Origin of the sequence: Parasphingomonas puruogangriensis (assembly GCF_036663635.1) — a bacterium.
GTDB lineage: Bacteria > Pseudomonadota > Alphaproteobacteria > Sphingomonadales > Sphingomonadaceae > Sphingomonas.
Map to the genome: position 1 here is coordinate 214776 of NZ_JAXOJI010000002.1, position 22278 is coordinate 237053.

A 22278-nucleotide genomic window follows, 5' to 3' on the forward strand; every position below is an offset into this window, starting at 1 on the left:
GTATTTCCCTGATCGCATCACCACGACACATCGAGCGCCGCCGGGCGATGCCGCCTGCCTGATGTTACACAGCGGACATATCGGCACATTCCAGGGAAACATCGCGCCTTCAGACGCCGCGGCTCACCCCCGGAGACGCAGGTAATGATGTTCGAATTTGGTGCCCCTTCCGTGGCGCTGCTGCTGGCCGGCACGATGCTGTCCGGCCTGCCCGTCGCGGCGAGCGCGCAGGGCGCGCCGCAGGCCGCACCGACGCTGGCGCCGGTGCCGGCCACGGTGACGCCGGCAGTGGTGCGCACGATCAAGTCGCTGCGCGTCGAAGGCTCGCAGCGCATCGAGCCCGAGACGGTCTTGTCCTATACCAAGCTGCGCGTCGGCCAGGCCTATACCAACGAATCGCTCGATCAGGCGCTGCGCGACCTGCTGGCCAGCGACTTTTTCGCCGATGTGTCGATCGCCGGCGTCGAGAGCGGCGACATCATCATCCGCATCCGCGAGAATCCGATCATCAACCGCGTCATCCTGGAGGGCAATAAGCGCCTCAAGGAAGACAAGATCCGCAAGGAAATCAAGCTCGCCCCGCGGCAGATCTTCACCCGCACCGCGGTGCGCCAGGATATCGCGCGGATCGTCGAACTGTATCGCCGCCAGGGCCGTTTCGCCGCGTCGATCCAGCCCAAGATGGTCAATCTCGATCAGAACCGCGTCGATGTGGTGTTCGAGATCAGCGAAGGGCCGAAATCCAAGGTCCGCCAGATCAACATCATCGGCAACGAGGTGTTCGACGACGACAAGCTCCGCGAGCAGATGGCGACCAAACAGGCGCGGCTGTTCCGCCTATTGAGCTCGGCGACGAGCTACGACCAGGATCGCATGGCCTATGACCAGCAGAAACTGCGCCAATTCTACCTGACCGAAGGCTATGCCGATTTCCGCGTCACCTCGGCGGTGGCCGAGCTTACGCCGGACAAGGAAGACTTCATCATCACCTATGTGGTGGAGGAGGGCGACCGCTATAAGTTCGGCGACGTCACGGTCGACAGCTCGATCCGCGATTTCGACAATGCCAAGCTTGCTGCCGGCCTGACGATGAAGAAGGGCGATTGGTACGACGCCAAGAAGGTCGAGAATTCGGTCGACCAATTGAGCGAGACGGCGGGCCTGTTCGGTTATGCGTTTACCGAGGTGAACCCGGAGTTCAACCGCGACAAAGAAACGCTGACCATGTCGCTCAACTTCAACATCGCCGAGGCCAAGCGCTCGTATGTCGAACGGGTCGACATCAACGGCAACACCAACACGCAGGACAAGGTCATCCGGCGCGAGATCCGTTTGTCGGAAGGCGACGCGTTCAACAGCTTCCAGGTCAAGCGCTCGCAGGACCGGATCAACTCGCTGGGCTATTTCCAGGACAAGTTCGAACTCAAGCAGACCCCAGGCTCGGCGCCCGACCGGGTCGTGCTGACCGCCGATGTCGAAGAAAAATCGACCGGCGAGCTGCAGCTGTCGGCGGGCTATTCCAGCACCGAGAACATGATCGTCTCGGCCAACATCACGCAGCATAATTTCCGCGGCAAGGGCCAGGAGCTGCGCGCCGGGGTGAATTATTCGAGCTATTCCAAGTCGGTCAATCTCGGCTTCACCGAGCCCTATCTGTTCGACAAGAATATCGCACTGGGCGGCGATATCTTCCGCCGCGATTACAGCCCTTACGGCTCGAGCAGCGACGACAATACGACCTACGAACAGATTTCCACCGGCTTCCAGCTGCGCGCCGCCGTCCCGCTGACCGAATATTGGTCGGCCACCGGGCGCTACGGCCTGACCTATGACCAGGTCACGCTGGATGCCGATACCTATTACACCAATGGCGCGTGCGACCCGGCGCTGGCCGGCCAGTATCTGTGCGACGCGGTCGGCAATCGCTGGACCTCGTCGGTCGGCTATTCATTGCTCTACGACAGCCTCAACAGCCGCCTGCACCCGACCGCGGGCAGCAAGTTCACCTTCAGCCAGGATTTCGCCGGGCTCGGCGGCGACACCAAATATCTCCGCACCACCGTCAACGCCTCGAAATATTTCGATCTCGGATCGAAGTTCATCCTGCTCGCGCATGCCGAGGGCGGCTATATCAAGGGCCTGGGCCAAGATGTGCGGTTGACCGATCGCTTCTATCTAGGCAGTCCCGAAATGCGCGGCTTCGACATTCGCGGCGTCGGCCCGCGCGTCACCCGCACCTATTACGACACGTCGACGATCCCCGCGACGCTCTCGACCGACAGCAGCAGCACGACGCAGACCGCGCTCGGCGGCACCGCTTATTACCAGGCGCGGCTCGAGGTCGAGCTACCGCTCGGCGCCGGCGCGCGCGAACTGGGCTTGCGGCCGTCTGTCTATGTCGATGTCGGCGCCGTGTTCGGCGGCAAGACGCCGACGCTGACCGATACCTGCGCCGCCTCGATCAGCACCTCGACTGCGTGCGTCGCCGGCACGCGGCAATACACCAACAGCGCTGGCGAATTGCTGTATCTCGATTCGGACGGCAACAGCACGACGACCAATACCGGCACCGCCTACAGCTATTCGCTTGGCACCTACCGCGAGACCTATTCGAGCAACACCGCCAGCCCGCGCCTGTCGGTCGGCGTCGGGGTGAACTGGAATTCGCCGTTCGGGCCGCTGCGGGTCGATATCGCCAAGGCGTTGCTCAAGGCCCCGGGCGACGACAGCAAGCTGATCACGTTCAATATCGGCGGCCAGTTCTAGGAGCGTCGTCGCCAATCCGTCTCGACAGGCGGCACGGGTGACCATCGCTCCATCCTCCGCCCTTCGCCGCGGCGCGGTTGGCACCGCGCCGCTTGCTGATCCAGCTGGGCGGCGGCCGATGCTAGACCGGGGTCGCCGGCGCATTCAGCGATTCGAGCTCGCCGCTTTCCCGCGCCTTCTTGCCGTACACCGCCTCGAACAGCGGTCCGGCCATCATCGTCGTGATGATCGCCATCAGCACCAGCATCGAGAACAGGGTTGGCCCGATAATGCCCTTTTGCAGCCCGATATTGATGATGATCAGCTCCATCAGCCCGCGCGAATTCATCAGCGCGCCAATGCCCAGCGCGGTGCGATTGTCCTCCCCCGCAAGCCGCGCGGCGGCATAACACGCCCCGCCCTTGGCCAGGATCGATGCCGCCAGGATAGCCAAGGCAATCAGCAGCAGCGGCCCGGAATTGACCATGTCCATCCGCGTGTTGAGCCCCGAATAGGTGAAGAACATCGGCAGCAGCAGCACCACCGCGAGCGGCTCGATCTTGCGCTTGATCTCCGCGGCGAACAGCCCGCGCGGCATCACCGCGCCCAAAATGAAGCCGCCGAAGATCGCATGAATGCCGACCATGTCCATCAGGAAGGCCGAGCTGCAAAATGCGATCAGCACGATCGCCAGCACGCCGTCACGCATACCGCCGTCGCGCTCGACCCGCGCGGCAAATAGCGCGAACAGCCGCGCGCCGAACAGGATGACGATGGTCGCCCATAACAGCCCGCCGCCGATCGCCAGGATGGCGACTCCGGCGCCGCCACCGAACGTCGCCAGCACGATCGCCAGCACGCACCACGAACAGGCATCATCAAACGCGCCGGCGGTCAGCGACAGCGTGCCGAGCGACGAACTGGCCAGCCCGCGTTCGTTGATGATCCGCGCCAGCATGGGAAAGGCGGTCAGCGCAATGCAGGCGCCGAGGAACAAGGTCGCGTTGGTCAGCGAGATTCCGGGCGCGAACAGGCCGGGCACGTCGAGCAGGAACGGTGTAATCAGGATCGCGACGGCGAACGGCGCGGCGATCCCCGCCAGCGAGACGCCCGCCGCACTCTTCGCCTTGGCCTTGAAGTGATCGATGCGCAGCGTCGTGCCGACCAGGAACATGTACAGCCCGACGCCGAGTTGCGCGCCCGCATACAGCACGTTGCGGGTTTCCTTGGGGAAAATCGCGTTCTGCAGATCGGGCCATAGCAGCCCGAGCAGCGACGGCCCGAGCACCACACCGGCGATCATTTCGCCGACCACCTGCGGCTGCGCCAGCAATTTCTGGCCGAGCCAGCCGACGACGCGGCAAGCGATCAGGATCACCGCAAGCTGCAGGAAAAAATGGATCGAGAAATCGCCCGGCGTATAGCTTTTCGCCGCCGTCGCTGCCGGTCCGTGCGGCGCGAGCACGCCGCCGATCGTCGACCACAAACTGTCCAGCATGTTCCCCGTCCCCTGCCCTGCGCCCGCGCGCTTGTGCGACGTCGGATCGATGGGTTGAATAACTGCCAACGCACGCAACAGCGCAACCAGAAACTTGCCGCTCCTGCCAACAAGCGCATTTTCCGTGCACGGCTGCTGAGCGTCCCTATCTTAGGGGCCCGTAACGGCCGCAAGGAAGCATAGATGGACCTCAAACTGACCGGCAAGACCGCGCTCGTCACCGGATCGACCGCCGGAATCGGGCTGGCGATCGCCAAGCGGCTGGCCGCGGAAGGCGTCGAGGTCGTGATCACCGGGCGCACCCAGGACAAGCTGGACGCCGCGGCGGCCGATGTCGCGACGGTCGGCGCGGTCCGTGCGGTGCTCGCCGATGCCGGCACTGCCGAGGGGGCCGCGACATTGATCGCCGCCGCGCCCGCGGTGGATATCCTGGTCAACAATCTCGGCATTTACGAAGCCAAGCCGTTCGCCGACATTAGCGATGCGGAATGGCACCGCTTCTTCGAGGTCAACGTGGTCAGCGGCGTGCGGCTCGCACGGCACTATTTCCCGCGCATGCTGGACGGCGGCTGGGGCCGCGTAATCTTCATCGCCAGCGAAAGCGGGCTGCTACCGCCGGCGGAGATGATCCATTACGGCATGACCAAGACCGCGCAGCTGTCGATCGCCCGCGGCATGGCCGAACAAACCCGCGGCACCGGCGTGACGGTCAATTCGGTGCTGCCAGGGCCGACCCGCTCGGAAGGGATCGTCGACTTCATTCACTCGGTGGTCGACAATAAGGAGGCGACCGAAGCGGCGCGCGAAACCGAGTTCTTTGCAAAGCTGCGACCGCTGTCGCTGATCCAGCGCCTGATCGAGGCCGACGAAATCGGTGCGATCGTCACCTATCTCGCCAGTCCGCTGGCCGCCGCCACCAACGGTGCAGCGATTCGCGCCGAAGGCGGGATGGTGCCGACGATCGCCTGACGGTAACGCGTAGACGATGATCACCCGAGCTGAGCAGGCGGCGCTCAACCTTCAAGAGGCGCGCGCCTTGCGCGCGGCGGGCACCCCGTATCGTGAGATCGGTCGTGCGCTGCGGCTCAGTTCGGGTCAACTCGGTCATATCCGGCGCGCGCTGAAGCGGGAGAAAGCGGGGCGGACGCGCCTGTACGGGGCGACGCCGGATGCCGACGAGCGCGACCTGCCGGTCAGTCGCTCGGTGCTGCCGCTGGGCCTGCGCCGGGTGCTGGCGGCGGCCGGCTACAAGACGCTCGGCGACATTGCCGATCGGCTCGCCGATCCCAACCGGCCCGGGCTGGAGACATTGGCCGGGGTCGGCCCGCACCGCGCGGCGCTGGTCCGCACGCTGCTCGATCATTACGGGCTCCGGTCCGGGTCGAGCGAGCTGCAGGCCGAGGTCGAGCGGCTGTTCCCCGAGCTGCGCGACAGCGGGCCGGCCTAGTGCAGACGCCGCCGCGCCCGGCGCGCGCGCGCCTGATCCTGTTTGCGTCGGGGGATTTCGCGTTCAATCTCTATTGGCAGAGCATCAGCCTGTACCTGCTGTTCTTCTATATCGATGTGCTCGCCTTGCCACCGGTCACGGCGGGTTTGGTGTTCATGGCCGGCACGCTGTGGGATGCCATTGCCGACCTTACCGCCGGGGCGGTGGCGGAGCGGACGCGGATCCCCTACCGGCGGTTGATCGGCTGGGGCGCGGTGCCGCTCGGCCTAGCCTTCGTCGTGATGTTCGCCTTGCCGACGCAGGCCGCCGGGTGGATCCTGCTCGCGCAGATGCTGTTCCGCACGCTCTACGCCTTTACCAACATTCCCTATTCGGCCTGGACCGCGCGGCTGAGCACGGCGCCGGCGGCGCGCACGCTGCTGGCGGGGATGCGTATGATGTTCGGTGCGGCGGCGGCGGCCTGCGTCGCGCTCGGCCTGCCGGCGCTGGCGGCAAGCTATGGCTATCCGGCCGCGGCGGCGCTGATGGCGGCGATCGGCGTACCGCTGCTGCTGATCGTCGTGCTGAAGGTGCCCGAGCAACAGCGGGCGATCCTCGCCGCCGCCCCGTCATCGCTTGCCGGGCAGGCCTGGGCGTTGCTGCGCAACCGGGCGTTCGTCACGCTCACCATCGCCGTCGCGGCAGCCGGGGCAGCCGCGGCCTTGCTCGGTCAGTCGGTGCCTTATTATTATCGCTACGTGATGGCCTATCCGGGCGGCGGGCCCCAAGCGCTGGCGGCGATGGGAGTGGCGAGCGCGCTCGTCCTGCCGCTGTGGACGCTGCTGGCGACGCGCGTCGGCGCGCGCAGCGCGTGGCTGGCGGCGGCGGCGCTCGGCTTGGTCGGGCTGGCCGTGTTCATCTGGCAGCCGATCGACAGCGTCGTCACCACGCTGGCCTTGCTGGTCGCCGCCAGCATCGCCTTTGCCGGGTTCAACCTTGCCGCCTGGGCGTTGCTGCCGGACACGGTCGATTGGGGCGAAGCGCAAGGCGACGTGCGCGTCGAGGCGTTGGCCTTTGGTGCGTTCGCCTTCGCGCAGAAGATCGCACTGGCGATCGCCGGGCTGGCGATCGGCGCGGTCTATGGCGCCAGCGGGTTCGTCGCCGGCGCGGTGCAGGCGCCGGCGGTAGCGGCGACGATCCGCTGGCTGATGCTCGGCGCGCCGGCGGTCTTGATCGCGATTTCGGTGCTGGCGATGCTGGCGCACCCGCTGCGCCGCCACACGCTGCGCGAGCTCAGGCCAGCGTAAACACGCCGGCCACGCCTTCGGCCTGGGCCGAGGGCGCGATCCACAGGCGGAAACGGCCTGGCTCGACCGTCGGCTGCAGGTCGCGGCCGATGAACAGCAGGTCGGCGCGGCGCAACGTAAAGTCGATCGTCTTGCTCTCGCCGGGCTTCAGCGCGACGCGCCGGAACGCCTTCAGTTCGCGCACCGGGCGGGTGATGCTGGCGGTAACGTCCTGCACATAGAGCTGCACGACTTCTTCCGCCGCATGCGTGCCGCTATTGGTGACGGTCGCCGACACAGTGAGGGCGCCGTTGGCGGCAAGCGTGTCGCCGCCGAGATCGAGCGCACCATAAGCGATCTTGCCGTAGGTCAGGCCGTGCCCGAACGGGAACAATGCGTCGTTGGCGAACTCGCGGTAATGCGCTTTATATTCAGCCAGCGGCCCGGGCCCGTTGGGCCGGCCGGTGCTCTTGTGCGCATAATGATAGGGCTGCTGCCCGGTGGCGTGCGGGAAGCTGACCGGCAGGCGCGCCGACGGCGCTACCATGCCGAACAGGATGTCGGCGATTGCATGGCCCGCTTCCGACCCCAGGAACCACGTCACCAGGATCGCCGGGGCCTCGATCACGGGGCCCGCCAGCGCCAATCCGCGCCCGGTGGAGAGCAATATGACGACCGGCTTGCCGGTGGCGACGACCGCCGCGACCAACGCCTGCTGCGCCGCCGGCACGACGATGTCGCTGCGGCTCTGCGCTTCGCCCGACATGCGCTGGCTCTCGCCGATCGCCAGCACGACGACATCCGCCGCCTGCGCGGCGGCGACCGCCGTGTCGATCCCGCCCGGCAACGGCGCATCGATGCCCGAGCCATCGGTCGCGGTGACGGAAGCGGCATCCTTCACCGCCGAGCGCACGCCGGTAAGCAGGTCGACCGCCTCGGCATCGGTGCCATAGACGTTCCACGGCCCGACCAGATCGTGTTTCCCTTGGGCAAACGGGCCGATCAGCGCGATGCGCTTGCCCGCGCGCGGCAGCGGCAGCAGGTCGCCGTCATTCTTGAGCAAGACGATCGACTTGGCGCCGGCCTCGCGCGCCAGCGCCAGCATTGCCTTGGTGCGCACTTGCGTCCTTTCGCGTCGCGCATCGATGCGGCGGAACGGATCGTCGAACAGGCCCAGCGCTACCTTCAGTGCGAGCACGCGCCGGACCGCCTGGTCGAGCCGCGCCATCGGCACTTCGCCGGTGGCGACCAGATCGGGCAGATGCTTGATATAGAAGCCCGACTGCATGCTCATGTCGACACCCGCCAGGAAGGCCAGCCGGGTCGCCTCGCGCGCATCGGCGGCAAAGCCATGCGCGATCAGTTCTTCGTCGCCGGTATAATCGGACACGACCAGCCCGTCGAACTTCCATTCCTCATGCAGGACCTCGGTCAGCAGCCACGGATTGGCGGTGGCGGGGATGCCGGCGATTTCGTTGAACGAGGCCATTACCGTGGGCACGCCGGCGGCGAGCGCGGCTTGGAACGGCGGGAAATATACTTCACGTAAGGTCCGCTCCGACACATCCACGCTATTATAATCGAGCCCCGCCTCGCCCGCGCCATAGGCGGCGAAATGCTTGGCGCAGGCGGCCACCGCGTCGGGCGCAGCCAGCCCTTTCGTGCCCTGGAACCCGCGCACCCGGGCATCGGCCATCAGCCGGCCGAGCAGCACATCCTCCCCCGCCCCTTCGACGCCGCGGCCCCAGCGCTGGTCGCGGGCAATGTCGACCATCGGCGCGAAGGTCCAATCGATGCCCGACGCCGCTGCCTCGGCGCCGGCGGCGCGCGCAGTGCGGCGGGCGAGCTCGAGATCGAAGCTGCCGGCCTCGGCCAGCGGCACCGGGAAGACGGTGCGGAAACCATGGATGATGTCGGCCGCAAACACCATTGGCACTTTCAAGCGCGCCTCGCGCATCGCCACGGTCTGCATGCGCCTGGCCATGGCCACGCCATTGCCATTGAACACGCCGGTCAACCGCCCGCGCCGCACTTCCTCCAACTGCCCGTCGAAATTGGCGGTCGCGCCGGCCGGATTCAGCGCCGTCGCCGCGCCGCCGGCCCAGGCCGCGGCCATCAGCGTCAGCTGTCCGGCCTTCTCCTCCACCGTCATCTGCGCCAGCAACGCTTCGACGTTCGCCGGCAGTGCCGCCGCCCCGACGTTCGCCAACAAGGCCCGCGCCGGCGATGCTGCCCAGGCCGCCACGGCGCCTGCGCCCAACAGAAGTGCCCGTCGCGAAAGCGGTTGGCCGTGCATCAAATCTCTCCCTGCTGAGGATCGAACTGATGTCGATCAACAATCTATTGAATCAGCTTGTATGTTCTTGTAACCGGTTACAGCAACAGAAAATGATCCGGCCTTGGACCGGACGACGCATTGGCGCGACAGAGAGGATGACGACGAGGAATGCCGCACGCCACGATCCGAGACGTCGCCCGCGAAGCCGCGGTGTCGGTGGCGACGGTGTCGCGCGTGCTTAACGGGCACGCCAATGTCCGGCCCATGCTCCGGCTGCACGTGCAAGGCGTGGCGACCCGGCTCGGCTATGTCCCGCATGCCGGCGCGCGCAATCTCAGCCTGGCGCGATCGGGCGCGATCGGCGTGGTGCTGCCCGATCTGCACGGCGAATTCTTCTCCGAACTGCTGCGCGGGATCGATCACGAGGCCTCGTCGCGCGATCTGCAATTGCTGCTTACCGTGATGCACGACCGGCCCGGCCGAGGGATCGACGTGCTGCGTACGATGCGTGGTCGCGTCGACGGTCTCGTGCTGATGGCGCCGCATATCCCGCAGGACGTGCTCGTCGCGCATCTCCCCGCCGGCCTGCCCACCATGTTGGTCAATTGCGGCCCGGATGACGGCGACCATGCCGCGCTGCAGCTCGACAATCATGCCGCGGCGATGGCCATGATCGACCATCTGGTGGCGATCGGCCGTCGCCGCATCGTGCACATCGCGGGCCCCGCCGACAATCTCGACGCGCTCGAGCGCCGCCGCGGCGTCGAGCAGGCGGCCGCCCGCGCGGGACTAACCGTCAGGATGCTGCCGGGCGATTTCCACCAGGAAACGGGCGTCGCCGCCGCCACCGAATTGCTACGCGACATCGGCCAGGTCGACGCGATCTTCGCGGCCAATGACATGATGGCGATCGGCGCGCTGATGACGCTGAAGCGCGCCGGCATCGCCGTGCCCGAGCAGGTCGCCGTCGCCGGGTTCGACGATATCCCGCTCGCCCATCTCATCTCGCCATCGCTCACCACGATGCGGATCGACACCGCCGGGTTTGGCGCACGCGCTGTCGCGCGGCTCGCCGATCTCATCGACGGTATCGTCGAACGTACGATCGAGCCGGTCCTACCGACGCTCGTCGTGCGCGACAGCACTAGCCTTCCAAGCCTCAAAAAGGGGCATCACGCAGGGGAACACAGGACATGACCAGGAACTTCAAGCTCGCCCTCGCCGGCGCCACCATGTTGGCGACCGGCGCCATCGCCATCGCGCCCGCCGCCGCGCAGACCACTACCGCGTCGGCACGCGGTCAGGTGCGCGACGCCAGCGGCGCGGGCGTCGCCGGCGCCACCGTCACCTTGGTGAATGCCGGCACCAACCAGACCTTCCGCGCGCAATGCGACGCAGCAGGCAATTTCACGCTGAATGGTCTGCGCCCGGCGCAATATACGGTCACCGCAACCAGCGGCGACGGCCGCACTGTCAGCCAGAATGTCGTCGTCTCGATCGGCCAGGCGCTGACGCTCAACCTGGTGCTCGGCGCGGCCGACGCTGCTGATACGGCAAGCGACACGCCGGTAGCCGAAAGCGGCGACGATATCGTCGTCGTCGGCAATCGGCTGATAGAGACCAAGACCAGCGAAATCGCCACCAACGTGTCGCAGCAGCAAATCCGCATCCTGCCGCAGACCGACCGCAACTTCCTAAGCTTCGCCGCACTGGCACCAGGCGTGCGCTACAATGACAGCGAAACCGATAAGGGCATCCAGTCGGGCGCCTCGACCGCCAGCCAGGTCAATGTGTTCATCGATGGCGTCAGCCTGAAGAACAAGCTGCGGGAAGGCGGCATCGCCGGGCAGCAGAACAGCCGCGGCAACCCGTTCGGCCAGCTCGCGGTGCAGGAATTCCGCGTGTTGACGCAGAATTACAAGGCGGAATACGAACAGGCCGGCTCGGCGATCATCACCGCGGTGACCAAATCGGGCACCAATGAATTTCACGGTGAAGTGTTCGGTCAATATACCGATCGTAAGTTTACCGAGCGCAGCTTCCTCGACCGCCGCAACAACCGCGACAAGCCGGCATTCGAGCGCAAGCAATACGGCATCGCGCTGGGCGGCCCGATCATTAAGGACAAATTGTTCTTCTTCGCCACCTATGAAGGCAACGATCAGGACCGGGCTTTCATCGTCGATTCGAGCGGCTCGGCCGATAATGTCGCCGCGTTTGAGCGGGCGTCGGGCCGGCGGCTGAGCGACTTCGAGGGCAATTTCGTCAGCCCGTTCCGCGGCGATTTCTTCTTCGGCAAGCTGACCTTCACGCCCGATGAGCGCCAGACCTTCGATCTGTCGTACAGCCGTCGCGAGGAGACCGATATCCAGGGCTTCGGCGGCAACATCTCGTACGAATTTGCCGAGAATAAGATCAACGTGGTCGATACCTATCTCGCCAAATGGACCTATCGCGGCGATAGCTTCATCAACGAGGTCAACATCAACTTTCTGAATTACCTCAGCAACCCGACCTCGCTCAACCCCGAGCAGCCGAGTTACAATTACGACACGGTCATCCTGTTCGGCGGGCGCGAGGCATCGCGGCGCGAGCAGCAGCAGAGCTACACGCTGCGCGACGACTTCACCTATACCGGGCTCGACAAGCACGCGATCAAGGTCGGCGCGCGCGTTGAGCTGACCGATATCGAGTTCGCCAATTTGGCCTATCTGCAGCCGAGCTACGTGTTCCGCATCGACACCGTAGAACGCCCAGAAGACGTCCAAATCCCGGGCAATGATACCGACTTCACCTTCCCGGCGGAGGCCCGGCTCGGGCTGGGCAACGGCATCGTGCGCGGCTCCAATACACAGCTCGGTTTCTATATCCAGGACGATTGGGACGTAACCGACAAGCTGCAGCTCAATCTCGGCCTGCGCTGGGATTACGAGACCAACGGCAACAATAACGAGTTCAAGACCAGCGCCAATGCCGCCGCGGCGCTCCGAGCGCTGCCCAAGACGGCCTATTTCGATCCCGAAGATTACATCTCCACTGGCAAGAACCGTAAACCGTTTGCCGGCGCCTTCGCGCCGCGTATCGGCTTCTCGTTCGACATCAATGACGACGAAAGCACAGTGATCTTCGGCGGGCTCGGGCGCTATTATGATCGCAACAATTTCAACAACACGATCGACGAGCAATCGCGCACGATCAATCCGATCGGCGTGTTCCGCTTCTCGCGCGACGGCCAGCCGCGCAACGGGCTGGACACCGTGGTGTGGGACCCAAGCTACCTCACGCGCGAAGGTCTGCTCGCGTTGCGGGCGAGCGCCACGCCCGCCGGCCTGCCGGAGCTGTTCGCGGTCAAGAACGACACCAAGCCACCGGTCAACGACCAGATCAGCCTTGGGGTCCGTCAGCAACTCGGCCCGGTACAGGTCTCAGTCACGGGCTCTTACCAGCGTGGCCGCAACGGCTATACCAACATTTACGCAACTCGAAAGAATGGCGGACAAGGCGGATGCTGCGATATCACGCCGCTCGCACCGTTCGGCTTTGCCAACGCGATCGTCGGTCTGGATGGGCTCGATACGCGCTACAAGGCGCTCTTCGTGACAATCGACAAGCCGTATAGCCGCGCCAGCGGTTGGGGCGTCAATGTTGCCTACACGCTATCGAAGGGCGAGCAGAATGGTGGCGATCTGTTCAGCCTGGATGCGCCGACGCCGGATCAATATGGCTGGCGTCCGCGCAATGGCGACGAGCGGCATCGTGTCGTGTTCTCCGGCGTCGTCGATCTGCCGGCCGGGTTCCAGTTCTCGACGCTCAGCACGTTCGGCAGCGGCCAGGCGTTCCGCCTGACCGACGGCACCAACGGCGCGACATCGGGGCTGAATACGTTCAGCGGCCGCTACCCGAACAAAAATTGCATCGGCGGCGTGTTCGCCTTCTGCGAGGTCAACCTAACCTTGAAGAATACCGTCCATATCCTGGGCGGCGATGCCGAAGTTGCGGTCGATCTCCTCAACGCGTTCAACAACAAGAACTTCTCGGGGTTCGACGACTTCTTCAATGACCAAATCAATCCAGAAACCGGGCGGGTGGCTGATACGCTCGACCCGGCCGATATCGGTCGCGATCTGCTGACCCTGCCGCGGCGCATTCAGTTCCGCGTCGGCTATCGCTTCTAACCTTCCCTCGCCGGAGCGGCCCCTCGCCGCTCCGGCATCTTCTCGAATTCGAGTATCACGTGATCGATCGACGTCAGTTCCTCGGCACGGCCAGCCTCGCCGCCGCCGGTATTACCGCCCCCGTTCTTGCTGCGCCCCGCCTTGCCCGTCGATCCGCTGCCGAGCGGTTGATCGACGATATCCAGCATCGCTCCTTCCGCTTCTTCTGGGAGCGGAGCGATCCCGCCACCGGGCTGATGCCGGATCGCTGGCCCACCCCGTCCTTCGCCTCGATCGCCGCGGTCGGCTTCGCGTTGACCGTCTACCCGATCGGCGTGACGCATGGCTGGATCACGCGCGCCGCGGCGCGCACGCGCACGCTGGCGACGTTGCGCTTCTTCGCCGGCGCGACGCAGGGCGAAGCGGCCAGCGGCACGAGCGGCTATAAGGGCTTCTTCTACCACTTCCTCGACATGCGCACCGGCACGCGGTTCGGCGGCACCGAACTCTCGACCATCGATACCGCGCTGCTGCTCGCCGGCATGCTGTTCGCGCAGAGCTGGTACGATCGCGATCATCCCGAGGAACGCGAAATCCGCACGCTGGCGGAACGGCTCTACCGCGCGGTCGACTGGACCTATGCGGTGCGCAACACGCCGTTCCTGTCGATGGGTTGGCATCCCGAAAACGGCTTCATCGCCTCGGACTGGAATATCTATAACGAGGGCATGCTGCTCTACATTCTGGCGCTGGGCTCGCCGACGCACGCGCTGCCGGAGGGTACATGGCAGGGCTGGTCGGCACGGTTCGAGCCGAGCTGGACGAGCCAGGGCGGCCATTCCTATCTCGAATTCCCGCCGCTGTTCGGCCATCAATACAGCCAGATGTGGATCGATTTCCGCGGCATCCGCGACGGCTTCATAGCCGCCAAGGGGCTCGATTATTTCGAGAATAGCCGCCGCGCCACCTATGCGCAGCGCGGCTATGCGATCGACAACAAGCATGGCTGGAAAGGCTATGGCCCCGACTGTTGGGGGCTGACCGCGTGCGACGGGCCGGGCGACTTCAAGCTCACGCTGGCGGGCAAGGAGCGCGAATTCTTCTCCTATTCCGCGCGCGGCCCGGGCGACCGCGACGATGGCACGATCGCGCCGACCGCCGCGCTGGGCTCGATCGCCTTCGCGCCGGAAATCGTCGTACCGACGATCGCCGCCATGCACCGCAATTATGGCCGCGGCATTTACGGCCAATACGGCTTCCTCGATTCGTTCAACCCGACACTCACCGACGCCAGCGCGCCGCTGCGCCACGGCAAGGTCGTGCCCGGGATCGGCTGGGTCGACGGCGATTATCTCGGCATCGATCAGGGGCCGATCGTCGGCGGGATCGAGAACCACCGCACCGGGCTGATCTGGCGCACGATGCGGCGCAACCCGCATATCCGCCGCGGGCTGCAGCGTGCCGGCTTTACCGGCGGCTGGCTGGCGTGATGCTCGCGCTGGCCCTGGTGTTGGCCGCGCAGGCGCCGGCGTGGAGCGCCTCCGCCTCGGATGGCGTGACATCGCAGGTTGCCGCCAGTGCGGACGGCTTCCGGCTCGACTATGATTTCGCCGCCGTGTCCGGCTATGCCGTCGCGCGGCGTGACGAGCCGCGCGACTGGCCGGCCAATTTCGTGCTGCGCTTCAAGCTGCGCGGTACCGGCGGCGTCAACGATGTGCAGATCAAGTTCACCGATGCCAGCGGCAAGAACGTGTGGTGGGTGCGGCGCCCGAACTTCCGCCCCACGCCCGCTTGGCAGACGATCGAGATCCGCCCACGCGACATCGCTTTCGCCTGGGGCCCGAGCGCCGACAAGACGCTGCGCCGCACCGAAGGGATGGAGATCGTCGTCGTGCGCGGGCGCGATGGCGGCGCCGGGCGGATCGAAATCGCCGATCTCGCCTTCACCCCCCTGCCCGTGCCCACCCCGCTGCCGCCACCCCGCGCCAGCGATGCGCGCGCGCTCGATGCCAGGCGGACGCTCGCCCGTCCGCTTACGATCGACTTTGGCGGCGTGCGCGAGTTGGGCGGCTTGACCCTGACCTGGGGGTCACGGTTCGCCCCACGTTACACAATCGAGGCGTCGGACGATCGCCGCCGCTGGCGCACGCTGCGCTCCGTGACGGCAGGCGATGGCGGCGACGATCCGCTCGCTCTGCCCGGCACCGAGACACGCTATCTGCGCCTCACCGCCGCCGGTCGGCCCGACCTGACCAGCGTCCGCGTGATGCCGCCCGAATGGGGTGCCACGCCCAATGCGATGATTGCCGCCCTGGCCCAGGCGGCACCGCGCGGCGCCTATCCGCGCGGTTTTACCGAACAATCCTATTGGACGCTGGTGGCCAGTGACGGCGGCGCAGTATCGGGGCTGATCGGCGAGGATGGCGCGATCGAAGTGGCCAAGGGTGGCTTCTCGATCGAACCGTTCGTCGTCGCCGGCGGCAAGCGCGTGTCCTGGGCAAACGTCACGCCCGAACAGTCTTTACGCGGGGATTATCTGCCGATCCCGCAGGTCCTGTGGCGCGGCGACGGCTGGACCCTGGCGACTACGCTTGTCGCCGACCAGACAACGCCGCGGCTGCTGGCGCGCTGGCGGCTGACCAACACCGGCGATCGTCCCCGCACCTTGCGGCTGGCGCTCGGCATACGGCCGTTTCAAGTCAATCCGGCCGCGCAGTTTCTCAGCCAGCAGGGCGGCGTCAGCCCGATCGCGCGCATCGCCTGGGCCGAAGGCGCGCTCGCCGTGACCTCACCGCCAGCGATCGCCGGCGACCCCGCCGTCACCCGCACCTTATTCCCGCTCACCCCGCCGACTAACGTCGCGGCACGGCCGTTCGATCAAGGCGCACTTCGGCCCAGCGATAGCGGCGCGCTCATGGTGGACGATCCCGCCCACCTCGCCGCCGCCACGCTCGACTGGCAAGCAACGCTAGCCCCCGGCGAAACGCTCGACGTGCCGATGGCGATCGGTGGCGCCATGCCGAATCGCGCCACATTCGACGCCGCCGAGCGGGCCACCGCTGCCTATTGGCAACGCGCGCTGGGTACCGTCACGATCACCGCCCCACCGCCCAAGCAAGCGGTCGCCGACACGCTCAAGACCGCGCTCGCGCATATCCTGATGAGCCGCGAGGGGGCGGCGCTTAAGCCGGGTACACGGTCGTACGACCGCAGCTGGATCCGCGATGGCGCGATGATCGGCGATACGCTGCTGCGGCTCGGCCAGCCGGGGCCGGTGCGCGCCTTTGCCGATTGGTATGGCACCAAATTATTCGCCAATGGCAAGGTGCCGTGTTGCGTCGATGCGCGCGGGCCCGATCCGGTGCCGGAGAATGACAGCCAAGGCGAGTATATCCACCTCGTCACGCAACTCTATCGCTACACCGGCGACCGCGCCGCGCTGGCGCGCGACTGGCCGGCACTGGACGGCGCGCGCCGCTACATGGAGAGCCAGCGCCAGTCGGAGCGCAGCGCCGCCAACCTCACGCCCGAGCGCCGCCACCTCTACGGCCTGCTGCCACCGTCGATCAGCCACGAAGGCTATTCGGCCGAGGCGCAATACAGTCTGTGGGACGATTTCTGGGGGCTGACCGGTTACAAGGATGCGGCCTTTGCGGCCTCGGTGCTGGGCAAGCCGGAGCGCGCCACGATCGCGGCGCAGCGCGACCAGTTCGCCGCCGATATCCACGCGGCGATCGCCGCCTCGACCAAGCGTTTCGCGATCGATTTCATCCCCGGCGCGGTCAGCCTCGGCGATTTCGATGCCACCTCGACGACGATGGCGCTCGATCCCGCCGGCGAAGGCGCGAGGCTCGATCCCAAGCTGCTGAGCAACACCTTTGCCAAGCAATATGATCGCGTCATGGCGCGCGCCGCGCCGGGCGCGGCCTGGGCGGACTATACGCCGTACGAATTGCGCAATGTCTCAGCGCTGGTCCGGCTCGGCCAGCCCGCCCGCGCCAATGACCTGCTCACCGCCTATATGGCCGATCGCCGCCCGGCGGCGTGGAACGGCTGGGCCGAAGTGGTCGGCCGAAACCCCCGCGACATCCGCTTCATCGGTGACATGCCGCACGCCTGGGTCGCCTCGGACTTCATCCGCGCCGCGCTCGACCTGTTCGCCTATGTCGGCGATGACGAGACGATCGTGCTGGTGGGTGGGCTGGACGGCGCCTGGCTGGCCGGCACGGGCACGGCGATACGCGGGCTGCGCACGCCCTACGGCGCGCTCGACCTGGCGGCGCGCGACGATCGCGGCACGCTGCGGCTCGACCTGTCCGGCGACGCCCGGCCGCCAGGCGGGTTCGTCATCGACTGGCCGTTTGCTGGAACGCCCGGCAGCGCCACGATCGACGGCCAAAGGGGCGTCGCGGTCGGGCGCCGGTTACAGGTGCCGGCGGCAGCGCGGCACATCGTGTGGCAGCCTCAATCCGGCCGCGTCGACATCGAATAGGGCCGCGCCGCCGTGCCGCTCGCCCAGATCTTGTTCGGCGTCGCGCTCATCGTGAAACGCAGCTCACCGCCAGTGCGGATCTCGGCATCGGTGAGATAGCTGCGGTTGAGCGCCGCGCCGTTCAAGGTGATGCCCGCGACATAGCGGTTGGTCGGCGACAGTGCGTGGGCGACCATTGTGAAGCGCTTGCCGCCGGGCAGATTGAGCACGGCGCGATCGACGAACGGACGGCCGATGACATATTCGTTCGATCCCGGCGCCAGCGGGTAGAAGCCGAGCGCGGTGAATACCAGCCAGGCCGACATCTGCCCGAGATCGTCATTGCCCGACAGGCCATCGGGCGCCGGCATATATTGCGAGGCGACGATCTGCCCGAGCCGTTCCTGCGTCCGCCACGGCGCGCCGGCAACGGCGTAGAGATAGGCGACGTGATGGCTCGGCTCGTTGCCATGGATATATTGCCCGATCAGCCCGGCGATATCCTCGGCATGGCTGTAATCGACTTTCGAATTGTCGAACTCGAACATCGCGTCGAGCTTGGCGATCGCCTTGCGATCCCCGCCGAGCAAGCGGATCAGCCCGGCCTGATCCTGCGGCATGAACCAGCTATATTGCCAGGCATTGCCCTCGGTATAATCCGATCCGTAATTGATCGCGGTGGGATCGAACGGCGTGCGGAACGCGCCGCTCGACAGCCGCGCGCGCAGCCAGCCGGTCTTGACGTCGAAGCTGTTGCGCCAATTGCCCGCGCGCTTTTCGAACCGTGCGGCAATCTCGCTGCGCCCCATCGCCCGCGCCATCCGCGCGATCGTCCAGTCGTCATAGGCATATTCGACTGTCTTGGACGCTGCTTCCGCCTCCTTGTCGATCGGCACATAGCCGCGCTTGATATACTCGCCCAAGCCACCGTACGGCGCATAATCCGCGCTCGCGACCATCGCCGCCAGCGCGGCATCGGCATCGAAACCGCGAATGCCCTTGAGATACGCGTCGGCGATCACCGGCGCGGCGTGATAGCCGATCATCGTCCAGGTCTCGCGCCCGGCGAACTGCCACACCGGCAGGATTCCGTCCGGGCTATGCTCGCGGCTGGCGACCAGCGAACGCACGATATCGTTGGTCGTCTCGGCCGGCTGGACCAAGGTGAGCAGGGGATGTTCGGCGCGGAACGTGTCCCACAGCGAAAAGGTCGAGCGGAAGGTATAGCCGGTCGCGACACGCACCTGATCGTCCGGCCCGCGATAGCGGCCATCCATATCGCTCCACACGCTCGGTGCGAGCAGCGCGTGATACAGCGCGGTATAAAAGTTGGTCCGCATCGGCGCCGGCGCGTCGATCTCCACCGCGCCGAGCGCGTTGGTCCAGGCCGCCGTGGTGCGTGCGCGAACCGCGTCGAACCCGCCCGGCTCGGCATTGAGATTGGCCACCGCGCCCTGCTCGTCAACCCCGGACAGCGCCACCTTCACCTCGAGCGGCGCGGCCAGCGAACCGAAATCGAGCCGTGCTTCGAGCGCACGGCCGAGCTTCTCGACCAGCGCGTCGCTATCGCGACCGAGGCCTTGAAAGCCCTTGTAGGGCACCGTGGTATCGCGATCGACCAACGCGTGGCCGGTGAGTGGCGCTGAGAAGCGCATGGCAAAGAACAGCTTTCGCCCCGGTGCCCAGCCGCGTGTCTCGCGAAAGCCGGTGAGCGTGCCGTCGGGGCGCAGGTGCAGGCCTGACCATAGAATCTTGCCGGGATAATCGTATAGCGAGGAGCGCAGATCGAGCACTAGATGCGCGGGCTTGCCCGGCGCGAAGGCATAACGATGCACGCCGATCCGCGTCCCCGCGGTCAGCTCGGCGCGCACCCCATTATCGGCCAGGGTCACGGCATAATAACCCGGCCGCGCCACTTCGCTGGCATGATCGAAGCGCGAACGATAGCCCGAGCCAGGCTTGGCGGGATCGCCCGGATCGAGCTGCGCCATGCCCGATTGCGGCATGACCAGGATGTCGCCCAGATCGGAATGGCCGGCACCGGAAAAATGCGTGTGGCTGAAGCCCTGGATCGTCGGATCCTCGTAGCGATAGCCTGCCGCGTGGGGATAGCAGGCGCGGATCTGGCAGCTCGTGTCAGTATCGGGCGACAATTGCACCATGCCGAACGGCGCGGTCGCGCCGGGAAAGGTGTGGCCCTGCCCGCCCGTGCCGATCATCGGATCGACCGCGTCGATCGGCGTGGCCGCCTGCTGCGCCATGGCGGCGCTGGACACGGAAAGGGCGAGCAGCAGTAGGATACGCATGAGCGTGGTTTAAGCAGATGCTCGGCCTGACTGTCCAATCGGACGTGGCCTGACTGTCCAATCGGACGTGGCCTGACTGTCCAATCGGACGTGGCCTGACTGTCCAATCGGACATTGGGCAGTCAGTCCGACGGGAGCACAGTCACAGCGCCCTCAACCGGCCCGCACGACCCGCTCCAGCACCGCCAGCGGCATCGCACCCTTGAGCAACACGGCGTGGAATTGCTTGAGCGAGAAGCCCGGTTTCTTCTCCGCTTCGGCGCGCAGCCGCGTCCAGATCGTGTGGCCGATCTTGTAGCTGCACGCCTGCCCCGGCCAGACGGTGTAGCGATCGATCTCGCTTTGGCTGCGACCGCGCGCGATGCCGGTGGTGGCGATGAGATAGTCGGTCGCCTGCTCGCGACTCCAGCGTTTGCTGTGCATGCCGCTATCGACCACCAGCCGCGTGGCGCGGAACAGCAACGATTGCAGATAGCCGACCTGGCCGAGCGGATCGCCCTCATACATGCCCATTTCGTCGGCCAATTGCTCGGCATAGAGCGCCCAGCCTTCGGAATAGCCACTGAAGAAGCCGCGGCGCCGGATCAGCGGGATTGCCGTGCTTTCCAGCGCGAGCCCGACCTGCAGGTGATGGCCCGGCACGGCTTCGTGATGCGTCAGCGTCGCCAGTCCGAATTTCGGCCGATCGAACGTATCGCGCAGGTTGATGTAATAGATTGCCGGGCGCGAACCATCGAGCGAGGCGTTCTGGTAATAGCCCCCCGGCGCGCCGGCCTGGATCGTCGGCGGCACGCGGCGCACTTCGACCGGCGCGGCGGGCACCGTGGCGAACACTTCCGGCAAGCGCTTCTGCATCGCCTTGATCTGGCTGTTGAGCTGCGCCAGCAAGGCATCGCGCCCGGCATCGGTATTGGGGTAAAGCTGATCGGGCCGCTTGTTCAGCGCGACGAGGCGCTCGCCGACGCTCCCCTGGCTCATTCCCTGACTTTTCAGGATCGTGTCGATCCGCGCACCGATCTCGGCGACCTGCGCCAGGCCGAGGCGGTGGATTTCGTCGCCGCTCATCGCCACCGTCGTCGCCGCCTCGGCCGCCGCGGCGTAATAGGCATCGCCATCGGGCAGGCGCCAGCAGCCGGCATCATGCACCGCCTTGCCGCGCAACGCGGTGACCAAGGCACGCTGCCGCTCGACCGCCGGGAAAATCTCGCGGGCGACGATCGCCGTCGCCTGGGCCACGCGGTCGTCGGGCAGGTTGGCCGCCTTCAGTTTGGCGGCGAAGCTCGCCACCATCACCGTCTTGTCGGCCGGCGCCTCGAGCAGGCTACCGAGCTGTTTCAGCGTGGTATCGAGAATATAGTCCGGTGCGAACACGCCGCGGGCCGCATCGTCGCGCTGCTGCGCCGTGCTGTCGTCGAGCGCCTTGGGAAAGGCAGCGAGCCGCGCGAGATAGGCGTCCGCCTCGCCCGCATCGCGGACCCGCACCTGTGATTCGAGGAAATCGGGCACGTCGCGATACGGGCCGCTCAGCTGGCTCAGCACATAGGGGGCGAACCGGCCGAGGCTGCTGCCATAAGTGAAGCGCTTGGCCCCGGCCAAGGCGCGGGTCAGCTGGTAGCTGACCACTTCGTAATCGAGCGCGGCTGCCGGCGACAGCCCGGCCGTCCCGAAGGCGCGCAGTTCGGCCAGTTCGGCCTTGGCGCGGGCCAGATCCTTGGCCCGTCCCGCCGCCGACTGATCGTCGAGCTGCGCTTTCAGCGCGGCGCGCGCGCCCGTATCCAGCCCAAGCCGCGTTGCCTGTTCGGGCGACTCGCCGAGCCGCGCGTAGAAGAAGCGATCGAGCATCGTGCGCAGCGCCACATCGCGGTTGGCGGCCGCGACGGCCGCGCGCAGCGGCAGCGCGCCGGCCACGGAGACGGCTGCGGCACTGGCGAGAAAACGGCGACGATGCATGGGGATACTCCTGTAATCCTGCCGACGGTCATAGCCGAGCGTCGGCGCCGATAGCCACCGCCATCGCGCGCTGTGCCCGCCAGCCCTGCTCCACGACTGGCCCCCGCCTCCGCCCGTGATCCGCGATGTTCCAAATCGCCCCAGCAAACCCTAAGGGCGTGCCC

Annotated in this window: 12 protein-coding genes; 8 read left to right on the forward strand and 4 right to left on the reverse strand. The window is 66.4% G+C overall.

Going from position 1 to position 22278, the window contains the following annotated elements; all coding sequences use genetic code 11:
* Positions 1-144: 144 nt before the first annotated feature.
* Positions 145-2766, forward strand: a complete 2622-nt coding sequence (bamA, locus tag U1739_RS06505; protein WP_332705380.1) for an outer membrane protein assembly factor BamA — start codon at positions 145-147, stop codon at positions 2764-2766.
* A 121-nt stretch (positions 2767-2887) separates the two neighbouring features.
* Here bamA and U1739_RS06510 read toward each other — a convergent pair whose 3' ends face one another.
* Positions 2888-4243, reverse strand: coding sequence for a cation:proton antiporter (locus tag U1739_RS06510; RefSeq protein WP_332705383.1), 1356 nt, complete (start codon positions 4241-4243; stop codon positions 2888-2890).
* 183 nt (positions 4244-4426) lie between these two features.
* Between U1739_RS06510 and U1739_RS06515 the strand changes: the two genes are divergently transcribed.
* From U1739_RS06515 to U1739_RS06525, 3 genes are read left to right on the forward strand one after another with little or no spacing between them, the layout of a single operon-like run.
* Positions 4427-5212 (forward strand): SDR family NAD(P)-dependent oxidoreductase, encoded by a 786-nt coding sequence (locus U1739_RS06515; RefSeq protein WP_332705386.1) that lies wholly within the window; start codon positions 4427-4429, stop codon positions 5210-5212.
* Between the two features lie 16 nt (positions 5213-5228).
* Entirely contained in the window at positions 5229-5690 is a 462-nt protein-coding gene (locus tag U1739_RS06520) for a hypothetical protein (RefSeq protein ID WP_332705389.1), read from the forward strand.
* On the forward strand, positions 5690-6976 hold the full coding sequence (locus U1739_RS06525) for an MFS transporter (RefSeq protein WP_332705392.1): 1287 nt from the start codon (positions 5690-5692) through the stop codon (positions 6974-6976). Before U1739_RS06520 ends, U1739_RS06525 begins: the two co-directional genes overlap by 1 nt.
* On the opposite strand, the gene U1739_RS06530 is transcribed toward U1739_RS06525, so the two are convergent.
* Positions 6963-9251, reverse strand: a complete 2289-nt coding sequence (locus U1739_RS06530; protein WP_332705395.1) for a glycoside hydrolase family 3 N-terminal domain-containing protein — start codon at positions 9249-9251, stop codon at positions 6963-6965. The genes U1739_RS06525 and U1739_RS06530 overlap by 14 nt on opposite strands.
* Before the next feature lie 150 nt (positions 9252-9401).
* On the opposite strand from U1739_RS06530, the gene U1739_RS06535 reads away from it, so the two are divergent.
* The 4 genes from U1739_RS06535 to U1739_RS06550 are packed head-to-tail and all read left to right on the forward strand — an operon-like array spanning position 9402 to position 17879.
* On the forward strand, positions 9402-10430 hold the full coding sequence (locus tag U1739_RS06535; protein ID WP_332705399.1) for a LacI family DNA-binding transcriptional regulator: 1029 nt from the start codon (positions 9402-9404) through the stop codon (positions 10428-10430).
* Positions 10427-13408: a TonB-dependent receptor gene (locus tag U1739_RS06540; RefSeq protein ID WP_332705402.1), complete on the forward strand. Its 2982-nt coding sequence runs from the start codon at positions 10427-10429 to the stop codon at positions 13406-13408. The genes U1739_RS06535 and U1739_RS06540 overlap by 4 nt, the downstream gene beginning before the upstream one ends.
* Positions 13409-13467: 59 nt before the next feature.
* Complete coding sequence (locus tag U1739_RS06545; RefSeq protein WP_332705405.1) at positions 13468-14877, forward strand: glucoamylase family protein; 1410 nt, start codon at positions 13468-13470, stop codon at positions 14875-14877.
* Positions 14877-17879, forward strand: coding sequence for a discoidin domain-containing protein (locus U1739_RS06550; protein WP_332705408.1), 3003 nt, complete (start codon positions 14877-14879; stop codon positions 17877-17879). Before U1739_RS06545 ends, U1739_RS06550 begins: the two co-directional genes overlap by 1 nt.
* Here U1739_RS06550 and U1739_RS06555 read toward each other — a convergent pair.
* Together U1739_RS06555 and U1739_RS06560 are read right to left on the reverse strand one after the other, a co-directional pair.
* Complete coding sequence (locus tag U1739_RS06555; RefSeq protein ID WP_332705411.1) at positions 17852-20164, reverse strand: GH92 family glycosyl hydrolase; 2313 nt, start codon at positions 20162-20164, stop codon at positions 17852-17854. The two genes, U1739_RS06550 and U1739_RS06555, sit on opposite strands and share 28 nt — an antisense overlap.
* 153 nt (positions 20165-20317) lie before the next feature.
* Entirely contained in the window at positions 20318-22114 is a 1797-nt protein-coding gene (locus U1739_RS06560) for a DUF885 domain-containing protein (RefSeq protein ID WP_332705414.1), read from the reverse strand.
* Between the last annotated feature and the right edge of the window lie 164 nt (positions 22115-22278).

What these genes read in the sequence shown, in the direction of transcription:
- U1739_RS06540 (WP_332705402.1), top strand. Translation starts at nt 10,427, where the DNA reads ATGACCAGGAACTTCAAGCTCGCCCTCGCCGGCGCCACCATGTTGGCG.
- U1739_RS06515 (WP_332705386.1), top strand. Translation starts at nt 4,427, where the DNA reads ATGGACCTCAAACTGACCGGCAAGACCGCGCTCGTCACCGGATCGACC.
- U1739_RS06520 (WP_332705389.1), top strand. Translation starts at nt 5,229, where the DNA reads ATGATCACCCGAGCTGAGCAGGCGGCGCTCAACCTTCAAGAGGCGCGC.
- U1739_RS06535 (WP_332705399.1), top strand. Translation starts at nt 9,402, where the DNA reads ATGCCGCACGCCACGATCCGAGACGTCGCCCGCGAAGCCGCGGTGTCG.
- U1739_RS06555 (WP_332705411.1), bottom strand. Translation starts at nt 20,164, where the DNA reads ATGCGTATCCTACTGCTGCTCGCCCTTTCCGTGTCCAGCGCCGCCATG.
- bamA (WP_332705380.1), top strand. Translation starts at nt 145, where the DNA reads ATGATGTTCGAATTTGGTGCCCCTTCCGTGGCGCTGCTGCTGGCCGGC.
- U1739_RS06530 (WP_332705395.1), bottom strand. Translation starts at nt 9,251, where the DNA reads ATGCACGGCCAACCGCTTTCGCGACGGGCACTTCTGTTGGGCGCAGGC.
- U1739_RS06550 (WP_332705408.1), top strand. Translation starts at nt 14,877, where the DNA reads ATGCTCGCGCTGGCCCTGGTGTTGGCCGCGCAGGCGCCGGCGTGGAGC.
- U1739_RS06510 (WP_332705383.1), bottom strand. Translation starts at nt 4,243, where the DNA reads ATGCTGGACAGTTTGTGGTCGACGATCGGCGGCGTGCTCGCGCCGCAC.
- U1739_RS06560 (WP_332705414.1), bottom strand. Translation starts at nt 22,114, where the DNA reads ATGCATCGTCGCCGTTTTCTCGCCAGTGCCGCAGCCGTCTCCGTGGCC.